This is a genomic window from Glaesserella parasuis, assembly GCF_017352235.1.
Lineage (GTDB): Bacteria > Pseudomonadota > Gammaproteobacteria > Enterobacterales > Pasteurellaceae > Glaesserella > Glaesserella parasuis.
Genome location: NZ_CP071487.1, coordinates 1,515,477 through 1,534,811 on the forward strand (window position 1 = coordinate 1,515,477; position 19,335 = coordinate 1,534,811).

Genomic DNA, 19,335 nt, shown 5'->3' on the forward strand with positions numbered 1-19,335 from the left:
GCATAGCAACCATTTTGTCTACTATTCCTCCGAAAATATAATGGGATTGATCGAAAAAGTTTCCCTTTATTCTTTAAAGAATGTGAATTTCGATTTAACTTTGGAACACCAAAAGAGCAACTTAAAACGTTGAGAAAATGGTGTGGAATTTAGGGCTAATCTAATACAGCCCCTTTATTTATTACAACCAACGAGCAACATTTTGTTTATATTGGCGATAACTCTCTCCAAATTTCTGTTCTAAAATCCGTTCTTCCGGCTCGATTTGAAAACGGGTTATATAAGCAATAAATCCCCACACGACAAGCAATGCGAACGCATTGCCTAGCCAAAATGCCCAAGCGGATAATAGACTTGCCAACCCTAAATTAAACCAATCCAACATAACCATCATTAAATAAGTAAGATAAATTAGGGAAAAAATTGAATTAAACGGAATAATGTGAAATAAAAAATGAAAAGGCATTACACATAGAGAAATAAAAAACTCAGCCGATTTTGACTGAGTTTTTCATTTTAAGGGGAAGGGAAATCACTCTTTGAACATATCTAACTGGCGTTTAGCAACTTCTTCTTTTTGGACTCGCTTCACAATCTTGTAGATCCATTGAAGAGAAAGCCCGTATTTCTTGGCGAGAAAAGAATGGTTATTACCAGTAAATTCATTATAGATTTGTTTTTCTCGTTCACAAGCGAACAATTCCAATGCTTTTGGCATATAAACATTCAAACCGCCCCAAGACTGCCCAATTTTCATTGCTACAATCATTCCTATATTCTCCGCAAGCTCTTCACAAATGCCAAATTCTTTCGCGGCAACCACAGTATGTTTCGCCAAATCTGCCAATAGGTCAGGGGCTTTCGTGTGAAAATCTTCATTGTCAAATTTGGCGATACTCATACTAATTACCTACTCGTTTTTTCCATTGTTTTAAGGTTTCTAACAAAGAAGCTGTATCAGTGGCGGAAAGATCTTTCCAATGTTTAACTGTTGGAAAATAGCGTTGTGCGAAGATATCTAATGCACGAGAACTTCCTTCAGCTACGACATTTTCCTTTGCCATTTGCTTCCATACCGCCCACAGTTTTCGCTGAATAGGCGACAGTTTTTCAGCTTTAGGCAACCGAATCTTAGCCCCTTTTTCTTGCAGTATTTTCACAAGTTTTACAAGCTCTGAATAGCTTATATTTTTTGCAGAATTTTGGTAGAATTGTTGAGAAAGTAGGCTTCGATAAGTTTCATCGTCCATTCCCAACTGATTTTTACCAATATGCACTAACTGCAACAGCTTATTTCGCATAACGTCCTCCTCTTAATTGCTTGAGTAGTTCACTCAATCTTGCTGAATTTTTTGCCATTTGTTCATCGCTGATTTGTGGTTCAGGTAATGCTTTCATCCTTCTGGGTGGCATTGCTTCTAACAAATGTTTGGGAGCAGGAAACCATTCACAAGTAAATTTACTCATCGAATTTTACCCCCTAACTTCACCAAAATCCCCTTCGCATTCTCAACATAAATAGAAGCGTGGGTCATTTCCTGTTTATGTAAGGCTTTTTCTGCTTGTTGTAGCTGAACAATCGCCTCGTGAATTTGCAGTTTAAGTAAATCAGCGAGTTCCATCATTTTCTTCGCTCCCGTTTGCCTTGCCAATTCTTACAATAATCCGCACGGTTGTGACACCATTCTTTCTGCTTATCTGTTAAAGCGTATTTGCCTGCCAAATTCCATAAATTTGCCGCTTGAGCATAATTGCCAAGCTGCTCAATTTTGGCAGCCGCCTCCGCTTTTTCCTGATAGAGCGAACGTAACTCTTGCTGTCTTGCTGGAGTCATTTCCGCACCTCCTCATCATTCGGCTTAATGACAAACTCTTCCACGCCTTCCCGAATAGTCACACCCGAAATCGAACGTGCTACATCAGGCTCGGCAAGCATCGCTTCTTTGTTGAGTTCTTCTTTGGTGCGGATAAAGCGGAACAGCCCAAGATTTTTGAGGCTTTCCAAAATGTTATCAATACCTTTTGCCACCACCGCAGGCGGTTTCGCACGCCACTGCACCTCGCCTGTGGTAAAGTAAGCCGTTTTCTGTTTACCACCATTGGTTAATTCATCACGGCGACTTTCACAATAAGCCTGCACTGCCTGTTGCAATGGTTTTACCTGCTCTTTTAAAGCGTGAATTTGTGCCGTATATTTCTCATCAACGGCGGCTTTCTCGTCCGCTTGCAGGGTGGAAAGTCGCACCTGCTCACGTTCTAAATCACCGATACGTTTAATCGCCAATGCCACATCATCAGCGGTTTGTAATGCAATTTCTTGCACATCACTTTTTACTCTTGTTACTCGTTTAGCCATTGTTCTGTTCCTCTTTGGGGCATTGATAAGGATAAAAATCTGCATTGATCTTCGGGGTTAAATTGCCGTTCGGCGAGCGTAAATAAATCACTCCATCCACGCAGATTTCACTGTAATAATAATTGTGCTCTAAGCCGTTATCGGGTAAATCACAGCCTACCAACAGCAAACAACTAGGTAAAAAACATAAATATTTTGCCAATTTACACATTCATCACCACCCGTCCGTTTACTTTTGGAATACCCAAACTCTCCGCCAAATTCATCGCCGCTGTCAGCAAATTCCCTACCGCTAACGGATAGAGCAAACTGGTCGTGGTTTTGTTGCGGTTAGTACTGGTTAAGCGTTGTCGAACCGCTAAGAATGCATCTTCTTCAAAAATATCGCTCACCTTTTTGCCCACACGTTCTAATTTATGCTCCACAAAGCGTTCCAATTCCGCATCAAGTGGTGCAAGCTCAACAATCTCGCAACGTTGCACCACCTCACGCACTTCGGTATTGCGTTCGGACAGTTTCAGCTTCAGTTCAGGCTGACCGACCAACACAATAGAAAGCAGTTTTTTGAAACCGTCTTCCAACTCAAAAAAGCGTTTTAAATGTTTCAACGTGGGTACAGGTAAACTGTGGGCTTCTTCAATAATCAGAACGTGACTGTAACCGCTCCGACTACTTTCTTTTAGCACTCGATGCAACTGGCGAAAGCGTGCTTCAGGTGAACGTTTCACGCTTTCCAGCGGTGCAAGGGTGGTAATAATTGCCTCGGCAATATGGGAAGCCTTCAAGGTTTTACCTTTAAGATCATTGTCTTCCATTGCGATGATATACGGCTCAATCGCAATAATCGGAGCGTTTTCTTGGTTAATTCGGTCAAGCAAATCACGGCGTAGCGTAGATTTACCGGCACCGCTTTCGCCGACCACCGCCATAAAACCACCGTGTTTAGCAGTTTGGAATAGGGCTTCTCGTACATAACGCACATCAGCGGAAGTAAAAACATCTTCCGCACTGCGTATATCTTCTGCAAATGGATCACGAAATAGCCCAAAATGTTTCTTCGTGGCTGGAAATAGAGCCTGTTTTGCGAGTAACATAATGTCGTCCTTAATTTCTTGTTTGGTTTTAGGGACGGAAGCGGCAGGCTCGGTCGCCAAACTTTCCCCTGTCGCTTCCTTTTCTAATAGCGTTGCAAGCGGTTGGTTTATGCCAAATTCTTGCAAAGCAGCTATTAAATTCTCTTCTACTTTCTCCCAATTTTTGGGTTTTTGATGTTGATTAATCAGTAATGAAAAGGCAGTGGGAGAAATCTTTACTGATTGAGCAAATTGCCGAAAGCTCACACCTTTATCAATCAACATCTGTTTTAGTTTCAACACATCTTCAATCTCCGTTCATCAAAATTAAGCCACTTTAAGCTGTAACACTTTGGTTTCAGGGTTTAAAATCTCAGGTAATTCCACACCTTGTAACCACAGCTCTAACAGCTCCACAGGAACACCATCAGGGAAGTGCTTCGCCAAATGTTTATAATGTTTACCACTCCATTCAGGGAACTTACCTTTTAGTGCTTTAGCACACTCCACAAGACAAACAGGCTTCTGCTCAACTCGGCGAGCATTGGTCGTCAGCTCGTGTTCTTGTCCTTTTTTCGGGATAAACCAGTTCAACTCCGTTTCTTTGATATGCTGATAAGGGTCAATTTCGCCATTAAATAACGGTTTATTTGCCTTTTTCGCCCGTTTCAAATCCTCTTCGTTGTCCACCCCGTAGGCAAGTTGCTCCGCTTTTTCCTTGTTGGTTTCAAACTCGGTTTTACGGTGAGCTTTGTACTCCTCGCCAATCACTGCCGCATCGACACGGAAGCCCAGCTCATTGACTTCCACAGGCTCAAGCACCACCCAGTAAGGTTTCATTTCCGCCTTACCTTCGGCATTAAATACCTGCTCAAAGCACTGCACCTGCACACATTCAGGGCGGTAAGGATTTTTACCTACCAGCACTTTCTCACCCACTCTGGCATCAGGTACATCTCGCACATCGTAACGGCGATTTTCAAAGCTGATTTCCAACTTATCGCTGACTACACGTTCAGCCAGAGCGGTAATCATCAACTCTTGGCAAATCTCACGGCTTGGCGGTATCACTAACTGTTCAGGGCGGATAAACTGCCACATCTGATAGCGTGTCCGTTTATGGCGTGAATGAATGGCTTTGCCGTTAAAATATCGCATCCAACGGTGAGCCAGTTGGTTAAGCTCCGCCAGTCCACTGACATTCATAAAGCGTAAACCACTCTCAAATTGCCGTTCCACGATGTCGTTGCCTTTCTCCACTTGTCCTTTTGCTCGGGCGTTGTGGGCTTTAGGAATTTCCACCTTCACATCAAGCTGGTGCAATAGATGGGTGAACATCTGTGAAGTGTTAGCACTGCCTCGGTCAAACATTAAGATCTTCGGCACACCAAAAAACGGCTCTGCAGGACTGTCTTTTTTCTGAATGGCGTTAATAAAGGTTTCACTAATGTTTTCCGCCGTTTCGCCACCATAGACATATTCCACATAAATCACACCGCTTGCGTGGTCAGTAATCACATATCGCCAAACCCGTTGCGGTTCGACTTTAGCCACATTGGCAGGTTTATTCTTATAGAACTGTTCTTGTTCCATAATACACAGCCCATTGCCTTTGCCTGTTTCCTTTAAGTAATACAGCACACATAAAGACGGGTCGATTTGCCAAACGTGGTTCGGGTGACGGCTTTGCAACTGCACCACAGGTGTAGGGCGTAATAACTGGTCGGGATGCATATTGGCGTTGCGTAATGCACGCTCCACACTGGTGGCGGAATAAGGGCGAATTTCCCCTGTTTGACTATCCAAGAACTCCGCTTTTACTTTATGGTTAGCTCGTAAAATATCTAACACGCGTTCCAGCGTTGCCATTGTTTTGCCGTTTTTACGCCGAAGCTGTAACCAAGTGGCACTAATCACTTCAAGTTCTGCTTTATCCATTTGGTGCTTCCCCTTATCCGACCGCACTTTGCGACCACTCGCAGGGCGGTAAGGTTTAATTTGCCTTAAGAAAGTCGCTCGGCTTAACCCCGTTTTGTTGCAACCTTCTTCAATAATTTTCTCCTTCTCGCCAAAGCCTGCTTTCTCCACACGCTCGGCATATTGGGCGAGAACGCTCGGTAGTATTGCCATTGCATTGTCCTTACTCCGTATCATCTCTTGCCCATTCAGGCAAATCTGAACCGCTTGGGCTATCATCGAGCTGGAAATGTTGCTGAAGCTCACTCAATATCAACTGATATTCCGCCAACACACCGCTCATAAATTGACGGTGGTCAATGCTGGTTTCTTCGCTATGTTTTGCTAAGGCTTCAAAGGCTTGCCATACTTGCCCACGCAAAATGGCTTCGGCTTTATAGCTAATCTGTGTCGTTTCTTCTCGCAACTGCCCACCACGCTGGTCAGGGGTTTGGGTTTCAATCGCTTTGGTTTTCTTGGCAAGCTCGGTGTCTAAGCGATCAATCTGGGCATTCTTATTGGCAAGTACTTTTGCCTGAGCATCATAATCGTCTGATTTACGTTTTAGCTTCGCCTCTAGCTCCGCTTTTTCTTTGGCGTGTTTGGCGGTTAAGTCTTCGATTTTCTCAATCAACTCTTCCTTATCGGTGGCTTCCGAATAATCCGCATCAATAATTTCTGCTCGGGCATCTTCCGGCAACTGGCGAAGTTTACGCATTTCACGGTAGCCTAATCCAAGGCGTTGGCTGGTTTCCATAAACTCATCACCGAAAGCATTTAGATTTTGCAAATCTTCATAAACTTTTTTATCGCTTAATCCGCAGGCTTTACAAAAATCTGCAAAATTTCCGACCGTCAGAAGGTTTCCGTCATCTGTAACCACGCTCACGCCTTTGTATTTCTTGCTTTCTTTGATTTCTTGCAGCTTTTTCAAACTTCCGACCGTCAGAAGTTTTTGCACAAAATTAAAGGCTTTTAGCGTTCCCATAACTTCATAGGCTTCTGCCAAATCCTGCGTCATCGCTTTTGCCGCAAGTGCGGTCGAATTTTGTACCTTTTGCATTTCTGCCACAGCTTGTTCACTAAAAATATGTTCATTACTCATCTATTTCTCCTTACCAACTGCCTGCTTGTACACGTTGGTCAATTAAATCAATATGTTCACGCTGTTTTTGTAACTCTCGGTGGTAGGTAACGGCAATTTGTAAACATTGCACGCTCAAGGCATAAGCCCCCGTATCTAAACGTTGCACAAAACCTTCATCTTCAAGCAATGTCAATGCACGAGTAACATTTGTCGGGGTATCATTAATGGCTTTACTCAATTCTTTGTTCGTCATTCCTGTTAGCACACGACCTTTCAGTACTTTCAAAATCCGCAATGCACGCTGCGTGGTATTCGGTTTTTCTCGGCTCATTTCACCCCTCCTACTGTTAAAAAGTGCGGTTGTTTTTCTGTTTGTTTGGCTTGTTGTTTTGCCTGTTCGGCTTTATAAGCCTTGCTGTTCCAGTATTTTTTCAAATACCAAAGACAGAGTTTTTCTAACATTCTTTTCATTGTTTTCTCTCCCTTGTGCTATCCTTTAAACTCTCACCTAAAAAGGACGCACCCTATGACTGTAATTAAATTGCCAATTAAACGGCTCGCTGATTTAGAAGCTCAAATCGCCCAACTTGAACAACACATCGAAAGACTTAATGGTCGCCACCAAGCTTGTGTTCATTTAATTGAGCATATAAGCACAATGCTGCCCGATGATAAGCGTAGGAATATTTATGAAGCGGTGAAAAGCTTGACGGATTTTCACGCCAATCATCCAACACATCTTGAAAAAGATGACTATCGTGGCGAAGCTTTTCTACAAGTGCTTCGTGAATTTGAAGGCTACTTTTTTTGGTCGGTGTATTCGCCGAACGAGTACCCCAAATAATGTCTCTCAAAGCCGCTCTAACCAGTGGCTTTTTTAATAATGCAATTAAATCTTGCTCATTCATTTTCTACTCCTTACAAGCGGTCAAATTCCGCTTATTTTTTTAAACCTCATTCCCAGCCCCAACGGGGCTGACTTATGCGTAACCTAGGGCAACCGCCCTAGGCACTCTCGTGCCAAGCTCGCTTTAGGATCTACCAAATTGTTAAAGGGCAAATGCGTGATTAAGCCGCCGCTTTCTGTTCAGGGTTAGGCTTTAACCCTAACAACACCGCCACTTCGTGCGATTTCCCCCAAGAGCCTTTCAGTCGCCCTCGCAAATGGTCGGAAATCGCCTGCTGGTCAATGCCAAAGTATCTTGCCCATTCGCTACGGTTAATGCCGTGTAAATTAAAATAAGCACGCGCCGTTTCAGGCGTTTGCGGATAAGGCAAGGGTTGAAAATCTTTATTGTTCATTTCTTCTCCTTGTGTGGTTGTGGTAAAATATGGCAAACATTAAAATGAAATATGGGGTAAATAATGAATGCCGCTAATCAATCATTTGAAGCTCGTTTAGCAATGCTCGAAGCCAAAGTCGAAACGCTCCAAGTGGAAAATAATCTCTACGAATATCTGCTTTGTTGCCTTATTGACGGCATCGAGAATAACGACGCCAGACTGGATATGAAGGACTACCTGTGCAAACAGGCTTCGATGTACCTGAATGAGCCGACGCATCTCGATGTATTTCATCTGACAAAGCCGATGACATACGGGCAGGTGGTTGCTCGTTTCTCTCGTCAATTAAAGGCGTGGGACGAGCTCTACGGTAACCCATAACAATATCTACCAACGTTTCTTGCACGGCAGGTTTTTTCAAAAAATAAATCAATAACCGACTAAACATAAATAGCTCCTCTTTCTGTTTGTTTATGGTTCGTTTGTTGTTGATGTGGTAAATTATATTCATTTGGGAACATTTAATCAAGGAATATATTCAAATGAAACTAAAAGACAGATTAAGAGCTAGTTTTGAAGCTAAGTTATTGAAAATAGTGGAGGTTTCAGAGATTACAGGGATCTCTTACAGCACGTTACAGAATTATTTGAGAGGAGTTCGAGAACCAAATGTTGAAATTTTAATCAAATTTTCTATTCATTTGGGAATAAATTTAAACTGGCTCTTAACAGGACAGGGCGAGATGTTTATTGGTGGCACACCTGAAAGCACGCTCACCCAAAAAGAACAAACCCTACTTGAAGACTACCGAGAAAGCAACGAGCAGGGTAAAGCCGCCATCGAAGAAGCCGCAAGTGCTTTGGCGGCGACGGCGGCACTTACGAATCGTAAAGTAGCGTAGTGCGACGGAAGATGTGAAGAAATAAACCAATAACATAAGGAATAAAAATGGACATTAAACATATTATTTATCACATTTTAAATAAAGAAGTTCAAGGAATGCCACAAATCATTCCTAGTCCAAATGAAATCCCTACAACAGAAACACACGTAAACTTTCTAACAAAACTCACAGAATCTTATGCTAGTCGAGCAGGTAAAGGCTTTGGGCAATTTGATTCTGATGAAGATAGCTACCCAATGCCCCGTATTGTACGAGAGTATTTGGTAAATCAAGACTTTTATGCCGCCACCGAAAGAATGATGAACACGCTTTCAACTAAAATTCAAGAACAGCCCCTTGCCACAGGCGGTAAAGTTTTTATTGTGCATTTTGCAGAAAACCAAAATGACTACTTACTCATTGCGATTTTGTCAGAAAAAATGGCGTTTTCTACAACTGATTGGCAATTAGTGGAAGAAGAAGTATTGGCGTTAGAACATTTAAAATTCGCTGGACGAATTAACCTAACGGCTTGGCAGGCAGGCGAACAACGCTATATTAGTTTTCTCAAAGGACAAGGCGACATTGCACAATACTTCAAACTTTTCCTTGGTTGTAATGATGTGCTTATTGCTCAGCAAGAAACAAAAAAATTAGTTGAACGTTTAGAAGAATTTGCCAATGAACAAGAATTAGATGTTGAGCAGAAAACAGAGTTCTTTGAAAGAGCACAAGAGCATTTACACGAAATAAGCAATAATGAAGAGCCATTCTCTGCTGAAACATTTGCCAACCGCGTGTGGTCTGAAAATCCACAAGAATTAAAAGATAAACTCGCCGATGCTGAAAATGGGGTAGCTGATGGTTTTATTCCAGATAAACGTTCCATTAAAAAACTTTCAACATTTACAGGCAAAACAAGACATTGGCGATTAAGTTTTGATCGCACTGCGGTTTTAAGTGGCGATATTGAGCTGAATAGTGGTAAAATCATCATCAATAATCCACCAGAAAGTCTATTTGGAGCATTTGAATAATGGCAATCACTTTTGCTGATTTAGTTAAAATTTACCGTCAAACTGAGTTTATTGAAAACTCGGATGAGGCGGTGTTTTGCACTAATTCACCAGAAGATATTGAATTACTCAAATTGCTTTCATCTGACGAGTATTTCGATGAATCGGGTATTCAAGTCAATACAACTGAATTAACGACTAACCAGCCTATTCAATTAATCATTAATCCTCCAAAAATGTCATTAGGGCGTTTGTATGATAATTTTGAAGGATTTGTCAAAGGGGATATGGCTCATCTGCATAATCCCCAAGTAAGTGATAAGCCTTATTTTATTAAATCTGAAAAAATCGTTTTTGATGATGTAGGAAAGCCACAATATCTTCTGAATTATGTGGGAATTAAAACCTTTTTACATCAACTGATTTCTATGGCTTCTTATTCTGATAGCGTGAATAAAAAGCTGATCTTCTTCAGTAAGAAAACCTTTGAGTTATCTTTTGATGTATCAAAACAGACATTACCGTTCTGCACCATATTACAGGAATTAAGTAGCCAACAACTGCAATTCATTCTTGATTTTGGAAACTGGCTACATGATGAAAAAACAAGCTCACATATTGATGAGAAAAAATCTATTTTGGCCTTAGCCTTTGCAAATGCCTTTCCACAAGGAGCAACTATTCTTGATGTGTTACAAAAAATAGAACGCATTAATGAAGGCGTTCGAAAGGATTATGCTCTTTATATGGAAAATTTTAGCTATGAAAAGTTTGTGAAGAAACTTACAGAAAATAGCGAAAAATTTATCTCTAGGGTAAATGATAGTATCAGTAAACTTCTACCCCAATTTTTGGGTCTGCCGCTTTTAACTGCTATTCCAACTACGCTAAGATCAGGAGATAACTGGTTAGTGTATGTTGCACTCTGTTTTTATTGTGCGATGTGTTATCTGGGCTTAACTTATCAAAAACAAGTTCTAGATAATCTAAGTGATGATGTCAAGCAATTTGAACAAAAAGACAAAGTGCCAGAAGAACTAAAACCAGATTGGCAAAAAGATAAAGCAAAAATTGATGAATTAATCAGAAAGCAAAGAAGGCTTTATAGGTTATTATCAATTGTTGTTTGGGGTTGTTTTTTCTACGGACTCACAAAATTTTGTCTTTATCTCCACATTATAGAAGTCATTTGTGGCTGATTTCTAAATCAGTTTAAAATAGAAATCTCCCTACCACATCTAAACTCCTATTAACTTTTAAACCAATTTATAAAAAGTTAATAGGAGTTTTTTTATGTCCCAAACCGCAACCCTTTCTGATTTTAACAAAGCCTTTGATCGTGTTATTCAACACGAAGGTGGCTATGTAAATGACCCACGAGATGCAGGCGGTGAAACCAAATTCGGTATCACCATTCATACGGCTCGTGCAAATGGCTATACAGGGTCAATGTTTACAATGACTCGTGATGATGCCAAACAAATCTATTTAAAAGCCTTTTGGCAACGCTATCGTTGCAATGAATTTCCCCCTGAGCTTGCCTTTCAGTTTTTTGATGCCTGTGTCAATCACGGCTCGGGTAATGCCAGTCGTATGCTACAACGTGCTGTGGGTGTCGTTGATGATGGCATTATTGGTGAGATTACCCTTGCGGCAATGCGTAAGCGTTCCACCGTAGAAGTCGTTACCCTTTTCAATGCAGAACGCCTTGAGTTCTATACCAAGCTCAGTGGTTTCCAACACTTCGGCAAGGGCTGGATTCGCCGTATGGCAGGCAATCTGCGTCATATCGCTGATGATGTAGGGGATAAATAATGAAAAAACTCAGCAACAACGCTAAACGCAGTCGTGCAAAAAATGGCGGTCGTTACACTACCGCTGAAGTGATTTTATTAGAACGTGGGTGGTATTGGTAATGGCTAAATTTGCAGAACTCTTTACTAATTCGGACGGTCGCCTTTCGACCACAGGATTTATCCAGTTTTTCGGGGCGTTATTGATGTCAGCGATTTTGGCTTATTGTGTCTATTTAGATCGCAGTTATGTGCCTGAATTATTTATGACCTTTGCAGTGTTCTGTGGTGGTCAAGTGGCAACGAAAGGGTTTGCGAATGCCTTGAGTAGCAAGCGACAAGGAGAATTTGAATGATGACAGTAAAAATTGTGACCGTAGTGTTATTTCTTGCTGCCTGTGTTTTGTTTTGGCTTTGGCTCAAAGCAGAACGCTTGGCAGAACGTAATCGGAAGCTACAAGCAGAAAACCAACAACAAGCGGTCGAAATTCAGCAAAAAAATGCAGAGGTACAAAATGCAAAAATTCAACAAACGCATCGTGAAAATGTTCAGCGTGTTAGCCCTGATACCGTTGATGAGCAGTTGCACGCACACAACTACTTCCGTGACGACGACAGGTTGCACAGCATTCGGGCTGATTTACCCAAGCCGTCAGGACACGACGGAAACGAAACGCCAAGTACTAGCACACAATCTGACCTATGAAGAAGTCTGTAAGGAGCAGTCTAAATGACAGAGATTTTGGATTTCTTACGCCAACATTTCGCCTTGATTTCTACTGTGATTGGTTTAGTGGGGGCTGGATTTTGGCTAAAAATGGATAGTAAGTATGCCAAAAAATCCGATGTGAATACCCTTGCTGAAAATGTTGAACACTATGACCGTCGTCTAACTCAGCTTGAAACAAAAGTGGATAACTTACCCACCGCTCAAGATGTTGCAAGGTTGGAAATTCTAATGACGGAAGTGCGAGGGGAAACGCAAACGGCTAATGCAAAAATGACTTCAATAAATCACCAAGTCGGCTTATTACTTGAAGCTAAAGTATTAAAGGAATGATGTATGCAGACAATTTTAATTAAAGATCAACGCTTAGTCATTTTACGTTCTCTTGCCGAGGCTGGCTATGATGCCAATGAGTCTATTTTAAGTGATTGCCTTGATTTATATGGTCACGATATTAGCCGTGATCTTGTGCGTAATCACCTTGTTTGGTTAGAAGAACAAGGGCTTATTCAGCTTGAGCGTTTAAAAGATGGCTATATGGTTGCCAGCATTACACAACGTGGGTTAGATGTCGCTCAAGGTCGAGTGACGGTTGAAGGGGTAAAACGCCCAAGACCTAAGGTTTAAACGGTTTTTAAAGGATATTTAAGGAGCGTTTAAATGAATGAGAAAACGACCCGTGGGCGTGCGAGTAAAGTTGATTTATTACCGCCGAACATCAAAAGCCAACTGGCAATGATGTTGCGTGACAAGCAATATTCACAAACGCAAATTCTAGAAGAAATTAACGATCTGATTCGTGATTGTGGGCTTGATGAAAGCTATTGTTTAAGTAAAACAGGGCTAAATCGCTATGCCAACCGTATGGAAAAAATGGCAAGTAAAATCCGTAATGCACGAGAAGTGGCAGAAATTTGGACGAAACAATTTGGTGAAGCTCCGCAGTCTGACATTGGGAAAATCGTGATGGAAATGGTGAAGAATATTGCCTTTGAAACGTCCATTAGATTGGGTGAACAAGAAGGTGGTATTGAGCCGAAAGATTTAGCATTGTTATCGTCAGCATTACAACGTTTGGAACAGGCGGAAAGTTTGAGCTATGAGCGTGAACGTAAAATCCGCAAGGAAGTGATTGAACAAGCAGCTAAAGCCGTAGAAGAAAGTGGTACACAGGCAGGACTATCCCTTGAAGATGTGACAAAAATGGTAAAAGCAGTTTATGGCATTGAATAACACCGTTCTCTATGACTATCAAAAGCGATGGTTAAACGATAAAAGCCGTTTCAAAGTAGCAATGTTTGCTCGTCAAACAGGTAAAACATTTACCACTACCCTTGAAATTGTACTGGATTGCTTAGAAGCAGAAGCCAACGGCGAACGTACTCGCTGGGTGATCCTTTCTCGTGGAGAACGCCAAGCGAAAGAAGCAATGAATGAAGGGGTAAAACGCCATCTTGAAGCAATGGGGATTGTTTGCGAAGTATTAGAAGTGCCTTTTAAAGAAGACACTACGATTAATGCCTTAGAAGTGATCTTCCCTAACGGTTCAAAAATCACTGCATTACCAGCCAATCCTGACACGGCTCGTGGTTTCTCAGCAAATGTGTTCTTAGATGAGTTTGCATTCCACCAAGATAGCCGTGAAATTTGGAAAGCCCTATTCCCTGTAATTTCTGCTGGTTGGAAATTGCGAGTTGTATCTACCCCAAATGGTAAAGGTAACAAGTTCTACGAATTGATGACTGACTTAAATAATAGTGAATGGTCACGCCACTCGGTTGATATTTATCAGGCTGTTGCAGATGGCTTACCACGTAATGTAGAACAGTTAAGAGTGGGCTTAAATGATGAAGATGCGTGGGCTCAAGAGTTTGAGTTGAAATGGTTAGATGAAGCAAGTAGTTGGCTTTCTTATGATTTGATTGATGGTGTTGAGCATTCACACGCAGGAATACCGTTCCACTATACAGGTAACCCGTGTTTTGTCGGCGTTGATATTGGGGTGCGAAATGACCTATTTATTATTTGGGTTATTGAACTAGTAGGTGATGTATTCTGGACAAGAGAAATCACCGCTTTAAAACGAGCGAGTTTTGCAACACAAGATGCTGAGCTTGACCGAGTATTTGCAGAATACCGTGTATTGCGTTGTTGTATTGACCAAACAGGCTTAGGGGAGAAACCCGTAGAAGATGCTAAACGCCGTTTCGGTGAATACCGAGTTGAAGGGGTTATTTTCACCCAAACGAATAAAATGATGCTTGCTACCCTTGGAAAAGAAGTATTTGAAGATAAACGACTACGCATTCCGCAGGGAGATAAAGTATTACGAGAAGATTTGCATAAGCTCAAAAAGGTGACTGGAGCAAATGGTCAGCCACGCTTTGTTGCAGAACGAGATAGTCAAGGTCACGCAGATAGAACTTGGGCTTGTTTCTTAGCGTTGTATGCGGCATCTGATGTGAAGCAACCTGTTGCACCACTAGCACGCAAACCACGTCGTAGCCAGCAACTTTCTGAAGGTTATTAGGATATGAAAAATAAAAAAGATTTAATCAGCGAAATTGCCACTCGTGCAAGAAGTTTTGACCATTGGGCAACGGGGTATCATCTGCCGAACCCTGATCCTATTCTCAAAAAAATGGGGAAAGACATTGCTGTTTATCGTGAGTTACTATCGGATGGGCAAGTTCGTTCAGGTGTCCGTCGCAGAAAGGCGGCAATTAAAGGCTTAGAGTGGCGAATTACGACCACGAATAATGAAAAAGTTGATGAGCAACTTTATCAAGTATTTAACCGCTTGCCATTAAATAACATCATCACCGAAATGCTAAACGCTTCGCTGTTTGGTTATCAAGTTTCTGAAGTGATTTGGGCGGAGCGTGATGGTTTGATTGTGCCAGCTGAAATTATCGGTAAAAAGCCCGAATGGTTTGTGTTTGATGAAGACAATCAGCTTCGCTTTCGTACCAAGGAGCATTGGATTGATGGGGAGTTACTGCCTGAGCATAAATTCCTTTTAACTACGCAAGAAGCGACCCAAGACAACCCATACGGCTTAGGCGATTTATCGCTGTGCTTTTGGGCGGCAACCTTTAAGAAAGGCGGTTTTAAATATTGGTTAGAGTTTACCGAAAAATACGGCTCGCCGTGGCTTATCGGTAAACACCCTCGCACGACATCAGAGCCTGAAAAAGATCGTTTGGCTGATAGCCTAGAAGCAATGATAGGAACAGCCATTGCAGTTATCCCTGATGATGCCAGTGTGGAAATTGTGGAGTCCGCAGGTAAAGGGGCTTCTAGCGACAGTTACGAGAAGTTCTTAGCGTTCTGTAAAGGTGAAATCAATATTGCGTTATTGGGGCAAAACCAAACGACAGAGCAAGAAAGTAATCGTGCATCGGCTACCGCAGGGCTTGAAGTGATTGAAGATATTCGTAACGATGACAAGGCAATGCTTGAAGCCACTTTCAACACCTTGTTGCAATGGATTTGTCACTATAACTTCAATGTCGAGCAGTTGCCTACATTTGAGTTTTTTGAGCAAGAAAGCATAAATACCGAGCAAGTTGAGCGTGATGAGAAGCTACACCGAATGGGTGTGCGGTTTACGAAGCAATACTTTATGCGTGAATATGGCTTTGAAGATGGTGATATTGAGCTACAAGCGGTGAGTTCGACGGTAAATTTTGCAGAACATCACCATCACGAAACAGAAATGGATCGGATTGTCAGCCAAATGGGTGAACTTTCTCAGCATTCATTAAACGCTAATATTGCTCAAGTTAGAGCAAGACTTGATACCGCCGAGAGCCTAGAAGAAGCTCAACAAATTTTAGATGATATTTTGCCCCAGTTAGATTTTAGTGAATATGCACAACTGTTTGCCGAAGGGCTAACCACGGCGACATTGCGTGGTCGCTATGAAGTGAAACAGGAAGCCAAGCGATGAGCATTGTTGCACAACCCTTGCCATTTAGTGAGCAAATTGAATACTTCCGTAAGAAAGTAAATATCCCAACTGCAACCTACCTTGATATTTACGGCGAAGCCCACGACTATGCTTTTGTGGTTGCTGGAGCTCATACACAAGAAATCGTCGGTGACTTTCGCCGTGCGATAGATGATGTGATTGATCGTGGTGGCACATTAGAAGAGTTTCGTAAGGTATTCGATGCCATTGCCGACAAACATAGCTGGGAATATAACGGTGGGCGAAATTGGCGTAGCCGTATTATTTATGATACCAATCTTTACGCCAGCTATAACCACGGGCGTTATATGCAACAGCGTGAACTTGCTGATGTAATGCCTTATTGGGAATATGAGCATAATGACTCAGCTCACCCAAGACCGCAACACGTTGCGTGGGACGGCTTAGTATTACGAGCAGATGATCCGTGGTGGGACTATCATTATCCAACCCGTGCATACGGTTGCCATTGTACTGTGCGAGCTTTAGATGATGTCGATCTCAAATATCAAAATAAAACCGTGCAACAAGCCCCTGAAATTGAGTGGGAAGAAAAGGTTATCGGACAGCGTTCAGGCAGTCCGAGAATTGTGCGAGTGCCGAAAGGTGTCGATCCAAGTTTTGAACACCCAAAACGCCTTGTGCCTGTGCATAAGGTAGATGAAATTTTAATGCAGAAAATGGTTGAGGCTCCACCGCAGTTTGCCAGTTCTGCGGTGAGTAATGTCTTGAATTATGCCCCAGCGTTAGCCTTATTAAACCGTTCAATGAAAGAGATGGTGGATACGGTTGTCGCAGATAAAATGGCTCGTGGGCAGATGAAATATGTTGGCGTTATTCCCCGTGATGTAGTGAAAAAACTAGAAACGATGGAGCTTGCTCCACAGACCGCCGTGATTGCAGTGCGTGATGACGATATTCTGCACGCATTGCGTGATGTGAAGCAAGGTAAAGGGATAAACCTACCGCTTGAGTTTTGGCAACAGTTGCCTGAAAAATTGCGTAGTCCGAAAGCGATTTTATTAGATAGCTCTCAAAAACTTAATGCACTGTTATTTGTGTATGACGAAGATGGAGCCAAAATAATCATTTCAATGGACTATAAAGTACAGGTGAAAAACAGTGTTACGAAGAAAAAGGAACGGATTGCACTGAATATGGTGACAACTGGCACAAAAATTAGCAATGCTCGTCAATGGGAAAGTTTGAAAGGCTATGAAGTCTTATGGGGCAATTTAGAATAATCCGCAGGTTTGCCTGATTCGAACAGGATCATACGGTAGTTGCCTAGCGTAACCTTTCCAGTAGGAAACCCCCTGCGGATAACCAAACTATACGCCTAAACTATTTTTTAATCAATAGGAACAATAATGATCCATATTAAACTCGATGCTGACCAAGCTCTCAGAGGCTTACACCGTACAGCCCAAAACTTGCAACAGGGTAAAAAGCTCTTTGGGGTATTAGGTAAAACGTTACGTTCAATTCACAAAGACCGTTTTGAGAAAGAACAGGCTTCACCTGATGGAGAAAAGTGGACACCATTATCGGCAAAATATCAGGCTAAAAAACGAAAGAATGCCGATAAAATTTTAATTCACGATGGCTATTTGAAAAATTTACTCCGCTTTCAAGCGACTAATGAAGGCGTAACCTTTGGAAGTGATCGCAAGTATGCTCGCTTACATCACTTTGGCAGTAATAAAGCCAGTGGCAAAGGTTCAGGTATTCCTGCTCGCCCTTGGCTTGGCGTAAGTAAGAAAAATGAAGGCTACTTGCTGGCAAAAACTGAACATTTTTTACGAAATGTGATTGGTCATAGCTAAATTTCAAAAATAACGCCTAAAACGCCCGATTTAGCGTTTTATTCTTTTTTCAATAAATGATAGCTCGATACAAATTCAAGGCGTTTATAAACACCTGTAAACGCCTTAAATCGCATATTACACTTCTCTTACTTGTCTATTTTATTTTTGCATTCCTTAAACTAGTTTAAAAGCCGAAAACACGCTCTTTTTTCATAATGCTTATCGAAACGGAGGCATTATGAATCTAATCGAAATTTTCAAAGCTGGCACTCGTAAAGATGCCAATGGCACAGAAGTCACTATTACTGTTGCCGACCTAAAACAAGCCGTAGAAAGCTATAACGTGGAATTTCACGAAGCCCCTGCGGTGATTGGTCACCCTGAACATAACCGCCCTGCGTATGCGTGGGTAAAACGTCTGGAACTGGAAGGCGATATTCTCAAAGCGGAACTTGACCAAATCGATCCTGAATTTGCCGAGATGGTGGATAAGGGGCGGTTTAAAAAAGTGTCTGCTTCATTCTATCTCGCCAATAGTCCGAATAATCCTAAACAAGGCTCGCTCTATTTACGCCACGTTGGTTTTTTAGGGGCGATGCCACCTGCAGTAAAAGGACTTCGTAACCCTGTTTTTGCCGAAGGCGAAGAAGGTGTAGTGGATTTTTCAGACTGGGCGGAAGCATCTCTATGGCGACGTTTGCGTGATTGGATTATTGGCAAGCACGGTCAGGACGAAGCAGATCAAGTCCTGCCTGATTATTTGGTATCCAGCATTCAAGAAGATGCCGTGCGTGAAGGTATGAAACGCATTTATCAAGTCCCTGAGCCTAACCCTATTTTTAATGAACCAAAGAAACCTAAAGGAGAACGTCAAATGTCAATGACACCCGAAGAAATTGCAGCAATGCAAGCCGAAAATGCCCAGCTAAAAGCCGAAAAAGCTCAAGCTGAAGCAGAGAAAGTCGCCGAAAAACTGGAAGCAACCAAGGAGGACAATGCGTCCTTTTGTGAAAACTTAGTCACTCAAGGCAAACTTGCCCCTGTTGCAAAAGACGCTGCTCTTGCCTTGCTTAACTGCTCGGCAACGATGGCAAGCGGTCAAGTCGTCAATTTTAACGAAGGGGAATCTATTCACAGCTTAACCAAAAAGTTCTTAGAAGCCCAACCGCAAATTGTGCAGTTTGGTGAAGTGGCGACGAAAGAGAAAGCCGCTGAAACCGAGCCTAATGTAGTGAATTATGCTGAAACGGACGACCCTGCTCGTGTTGAGTTAGACCTCAAAGCTCGTGCGTATATGAAGCAACACAGTGTGGATTACGCCACGGCAATTAGTGCGGTGATGTAGCGTAAGCAAAATTAAATAACCAAGAGGAAAATAA

Annotated in this window: 30 protein-coding genes and 1 pseudogene; 17 read left to right on the top strand and 14 right to left on the bottom strand. The window is 42.1% G+C overall.

Annotated elements, in window-relative coordinates; all coding sequences use genetic code 11:
• Positions 1–27 precede the first annotated feature (27 nt).
• Positions 28–153 (top strand): annotated as a pseudogene (locus J1G47_RS07630) (IS1595 family transposase); the annotation flags it as partial.
• A 28-nt stretch (positions 154–181) separates the two neighbouring features.
• Here the strand turns inward: J1G47_RS07630 and J1G47_RS07635 are convergent.
• From J1G47_RS07635 to J1G47_RS07695, 13 genes are all read right to left on the bottom strand, one after another.
• On the bottom strand, positions 182–394 hold the full coding sequence (locus J1G47_RS07635; protein ID WP_234885592.1) for a methyltransferase family protein: 213 nt from the start codon (positions 392–394) through the stop codon (positions 182–184).
• A 138-nt stretch (positions 395–532) separates the two neighbouring features.
• Positions 533–901, bottom strand: coding sequence for a Mor transcription activator family protein (locus tag J1G47_RS07640; RefSeq protein WP_010787222.1), 369 nt, complete (start codon positions 899–901; stop codon positions 533–535).
• A 1-nt stretch (position 902) separates the two neighbouring features.
• Complete coding sequence (locus J1G47_RS07645; protein WP_149350545.1) at positions 903–1,301, bottom strand: regulatory protein GemA; 399 nt, start codon at positions 1,299–1,301, stop codon at positions 903–905.
• Positions 1,291–1,467, bottom strand: coding sequence for a hypothetical protein (locus J1G47_RS07650; RefSeq protein WP_157858959.1), 177 nt, complete (start codon positions 1,465–1,467; stop codon positions 1,291–1,293). Before J1G47_RS07650 ends, J1G47_RS07645 begins: the two co-directional genes overlap by 11 nt.
• Positions 1,464–1,625 carry a hypothetical protein gene (locus J1G47_RS07655; protein WP_173655629.1) on the bottom strand — a complete coding sequence of 54 codons (162 nt, stop codon included), beginning with the start codon at positions 1,623–1,625 and terminating at the stop codon, positions 1,464–1,466. Before J1G47_RS07655 ends, J1G47_RS07650 begins: the two co-directional genes overlap by 4 nt.
• On the bottom strand, positions 1,622–1,834 hold the full coding sequence (locus J1G47_RS07660; RefSeq protein ID WP_012621958.1) for an ANR family transcriptional regulator: 213 nt from the start codon (positions 1,832–1,834) through the stop codon (positions 1,622–1,624). The genes J1G47_RS07655 and J1G47_RS07660 overlap by 4 nt, the downstream gene beginning before the upstream one ends.
• The gene (locus J1G47_RS07665; RefSeq protein ID WP_012621959.1) at positions 1,831–2,355 is read right to left on the bottom strand and encodes a host-nuclease inhibitor Gam family protein; all 525 of its coding nucleotides are present in this window, start codon (positions 2,353–2,355) and stop codon (positions 1,831–1,833) included. Before J1G47_RS07665 ends, J1G47_RS07660 begins: the two co-directional genes overlap by 4 nt.
• Positions 2,348–2,566, bottom strand: a complete 219-nt coding sequence (locus tag J1G47_RS07670) for a hypothetical protein (RefSeq protein WP_012621960.1) — start codon at positions 2,564–2,566, stop codon at positions 2,348–2,350. Before J1G47_RS07670 ends, J1G47_RS07665 begins: the two co-directional genes overlap by 8 nt.
• The gene (locus J1G47_RS07675; RefSeq protein ID WP_041603136.1) at positions 2,559–3,731 is read right to left on the bottom strand and encodes an ExeA family protein; all 1,173 of its coding nucleotides are present in this window, start codon (positions 3,729–3,731) and stop codon (positions 2,559–2,561) included. Before J1G47_RS07675 ends, J1G47_RS07670 begins: the two co-directional genes overlap by 8 nt.
• Before the next feature lie 24 nt (positions 3,732–3,755).
• Entirely contained in the window at positions 3,756–5,558 is a 1,803-nt protein-coding gene (locus J1G47_RS07680) for a DDE-type integrase/transposase/recombinase (RefSeq protein ID WP_041603137.1), read from the bottom strand.
• Positions 5,559–5,568: 10 nt separating this feature from the next.
• Complete coding sequence (locus tag J1G47_RS07685) at positions 5,569–6,489, bottom strand: hypothetical protein (protein WP_160405203.1); 921 nt, start codon at positions 6,487–6,489, stop codon at positions 5,569–5,571.
• A gap of 10 nt (positions 6,490–6,499) precedes the next feature.
• On the bottom strand, positions 6,500–6,802 hold the full coding sequence (locus J1G47_RS07690) for a MarR family transcriptional regulator (RefSeq protein WP_075592785.1): 303 nt from the start codon (positions 6,800–6,802) through the stop codon (positions 6,500–6,502).
• Positions 6,799–6,942, bottom strand: a complete 144-nt coding sequence (locus J1G47_RS07695) for a hypothetical protein (protein WP_012621965.1) — start codon at positions 6,940–6,942, stop codon at positions 6,799–6,801. The genes J1G47_RS07690 and J1G47_RS07695 overlap by 4 nt, the downstream gene beginning before the upstream one ends.
• 55 nt (positions 6,943–6,997) lie before the next feature.
• Between J1G47_RS07695 and J1G47_RS07700 the strand changes: the two genes are divergently transcribed.
• Positions 6,998–7,315, top strand: a complete 318-nt coding sequence (locus tag J1G47_RS07700) for a hypothetical protein (RefSeq protein WP_158661085.1) — start codon at positions 6,998–7,000, stop codon at positions 7,313–7,315.
• A 224-nt stretch (positions 7,316–7,539) separates the two neighbouring features.
• Here J1G47_RS07700 and J1G47_RS07705 read toward each other — a convergent pair whose 3' ends face one another.
• Complete coding sequence (locus J1G47_RS07705) at positions 7,540–7,773, bottom strand: DNA-binding protein (RefSeq protein WP_075605781.1); 234 nt, start codon at positions 7,771–7,773, stop codon at positions 7,540–7,542.
• Positions 7,774–7,836: 63 nt separating this feature from the next.
• Between J1G47_RS07705 and J1G47_RS07710 the strand changes: the two genes are divergently transcribed.
• From J1G47_RS07710 to J1G47_RS07780, 15 genes are all read left to right on the top strand, one after another.
• Positions 7,837–8,136: a hypothetical protein gene (locus J1G47_RS07710; protein WP_012621968.1), complete on the top strand. Its 300-nt coding sequence runs from the start codon at positions 7,837–7,839 to the stop codon at positions 8,134–8,136.
• Between the two features lie 161 nt (positions 8,137–8,297).
• Entirely contained in the window at positions 8,298–8,657 is a 360-nt protein-coding gene (locus tag J1G47_RS07715; RefSeq protein ID WP_112062840.1) for a helix-turn-helix domain-containing protein, read from the top strand.
• A 47-nt stretch (positions 8,658–8,704) separates the two neighbouring features.
• On the top strand, positions 8,705–9,676 hold the full coding sequence (locus J1G47_RS07720) for a nucleoid-associated protein (RefSeq protein ID WP_012621970.1): 972 nt from the start codon (positions 8,705–8,707) through the stop codon (positions 9,674–9,676).
• Positions 9,676–10,854 carry a hypothetical protein gene (locus J1G47_RS07725; protein ID WP_075592659.1) on the top strand — a complete coding sequence of 393 codons (1,179 nt, stop codon included), beginning with the start codon at positions 9,676–9,678 and terminating at the stop codon, positions 10,852–10,854. Before J1G47_RS07720 ends, J1G47_RS07725 begins: the two co-directional genes overlap by 1 nt.
• Before the next feature lie 94 nt (positions 10,855–10,948).
• Positions 10,949–11,470, top strand: coding sequence for a glycoside hydrolase family 108 protein (locus J1G47_RS07730; protein ID WP_075605777.1), 522 nt, complete (start codon positions 10,949–10,951; stop codon positions 11,468–11,470).
• A 100-nt stretch (positions 11,471–11,570) separates the two neighbouring features.
• The gene (locus J1G47_RS07735; RefSeq protein ID WP_012621973.1) at positions 11,571–11,804 is read left to right on the top strand and encodes a DUF2644 domain-containing protein; all 234 of its coding nucleotides are present in this window, start codon (positions 11,571–11,573) and stop codon (positions 11,802–11,804) included.
• Complete coding sequence (locus J1G47_RS12130) at positions 11,801–12,154, top strand: DUF2681 domain-containing protein (protein WP_075605776.1); 354 nt, start codon at positions 11,801–11,803, stop codon at positions 12,152–12,154. Before J1G47_RS07735 ends, J1G47_RS12130 begins: the two co-directional genes overlap by 4 nt.
• A 24-nt stretch (positions 12,155–12,178) precedes the next feature.
• The gene (locus tag J1G47_RS07745) at positions 12,179–12,508 is read left to right on the top strand and encodes a DUF2730 domain-containing protein (RefSeq protein WP_012621975.1); all 330 of its coding nucleotides are present in this window, start codon (positions 12,179–12,181) and stop codon (positions 12,506–12,508) included.
• Positions 12,509–12,511: 3 nt separating this feature from the next.
• Complete coding sequence (locus J1G47_RS07750) at positions 12,512–12,802, top strand: VpaChn25_0724 family phage protein (RefSeq protein WP_075592662.1); 291 nt, start codon at positions 12,512–12,514, stop codon at positions 12,800–12,802.
• A 33-nt stretch (positions 12,803–12,835) separates the two neighbouring features.
• The gene (locus J1G47_RS07755) at positions 12,836–13,408 is read left to right on the top strand and encodes a DUF3486 family protein (RefSeq protein ID WP_016528495.1); all 573 of its coding nucleotides are present in this window, start codon (positions 12,836–12,838) and stop codon (positions 13,406–13,408) included.
• Positions 13,395–14,705: a terminase large subunit domain-containing protein gene (locus tag J1G47_RS07760; RefSeq protein ID WP_075592663.1), complete on the top strand. Its 1,311-nt coding sequence runs from the start codon at positions 13,395–13,397 to the stop codon at positions 14,703–14,705. Before J1G47_RS07755 ends, J1G47_RS07760 begins: the two co-directional genes overlap by 14 nt.
• A 3-nt stretch (positions 14,706–14,708) precedes the next feature.
• A complete protein-coding gene (locus tag J1G47_RS07765; RefSeq protein WP_075592664.1) occupies positions 14,709–16,127 on the top strand; it encodes a DUF935 domain-containing protein in 1,419 nt (472 codons plus the stop codon).
• Entirely contained in the window at positions 16,124–17,392 is a 1,269-nt protein-coding gene (locus tag J1G47_RS07770; RefSeq protein WP_207326554.1) for a phage minor head protein, read from the top strand. The genes J1G47_RS07765 and J1G47_RS07770 overlap by 4 nt, the downstream gene beginning before the upstream one ends.
• A gap of 126 nt (positions 17,393–17,518) precedes the next feature.
• Positions 17,519–17,974, top strand: a complete 456-nt coding sequence (locus J1G47_RS07775) for a phage virion morphogenesis protein (protein ID WP_112062837.1) — start codon at positions 17,519–17,521, stop codon at positions 17,972–17,974.
• 220 nt (positions 17,975–18,194) lie between these two features.
• Positions 18,195–19,301: a hypothetical protein gene (locus J1G47_RS07780; RefSeq protein WP_012621982.1), complete on the top strand. Its 1,107-nt coding sequence runs from the start codon at positions 18,195–18,197 to the stop codon at positions 19,299–19,301.
• Positions 19,302–19,335: the final 34 nt, after the last annotated feature.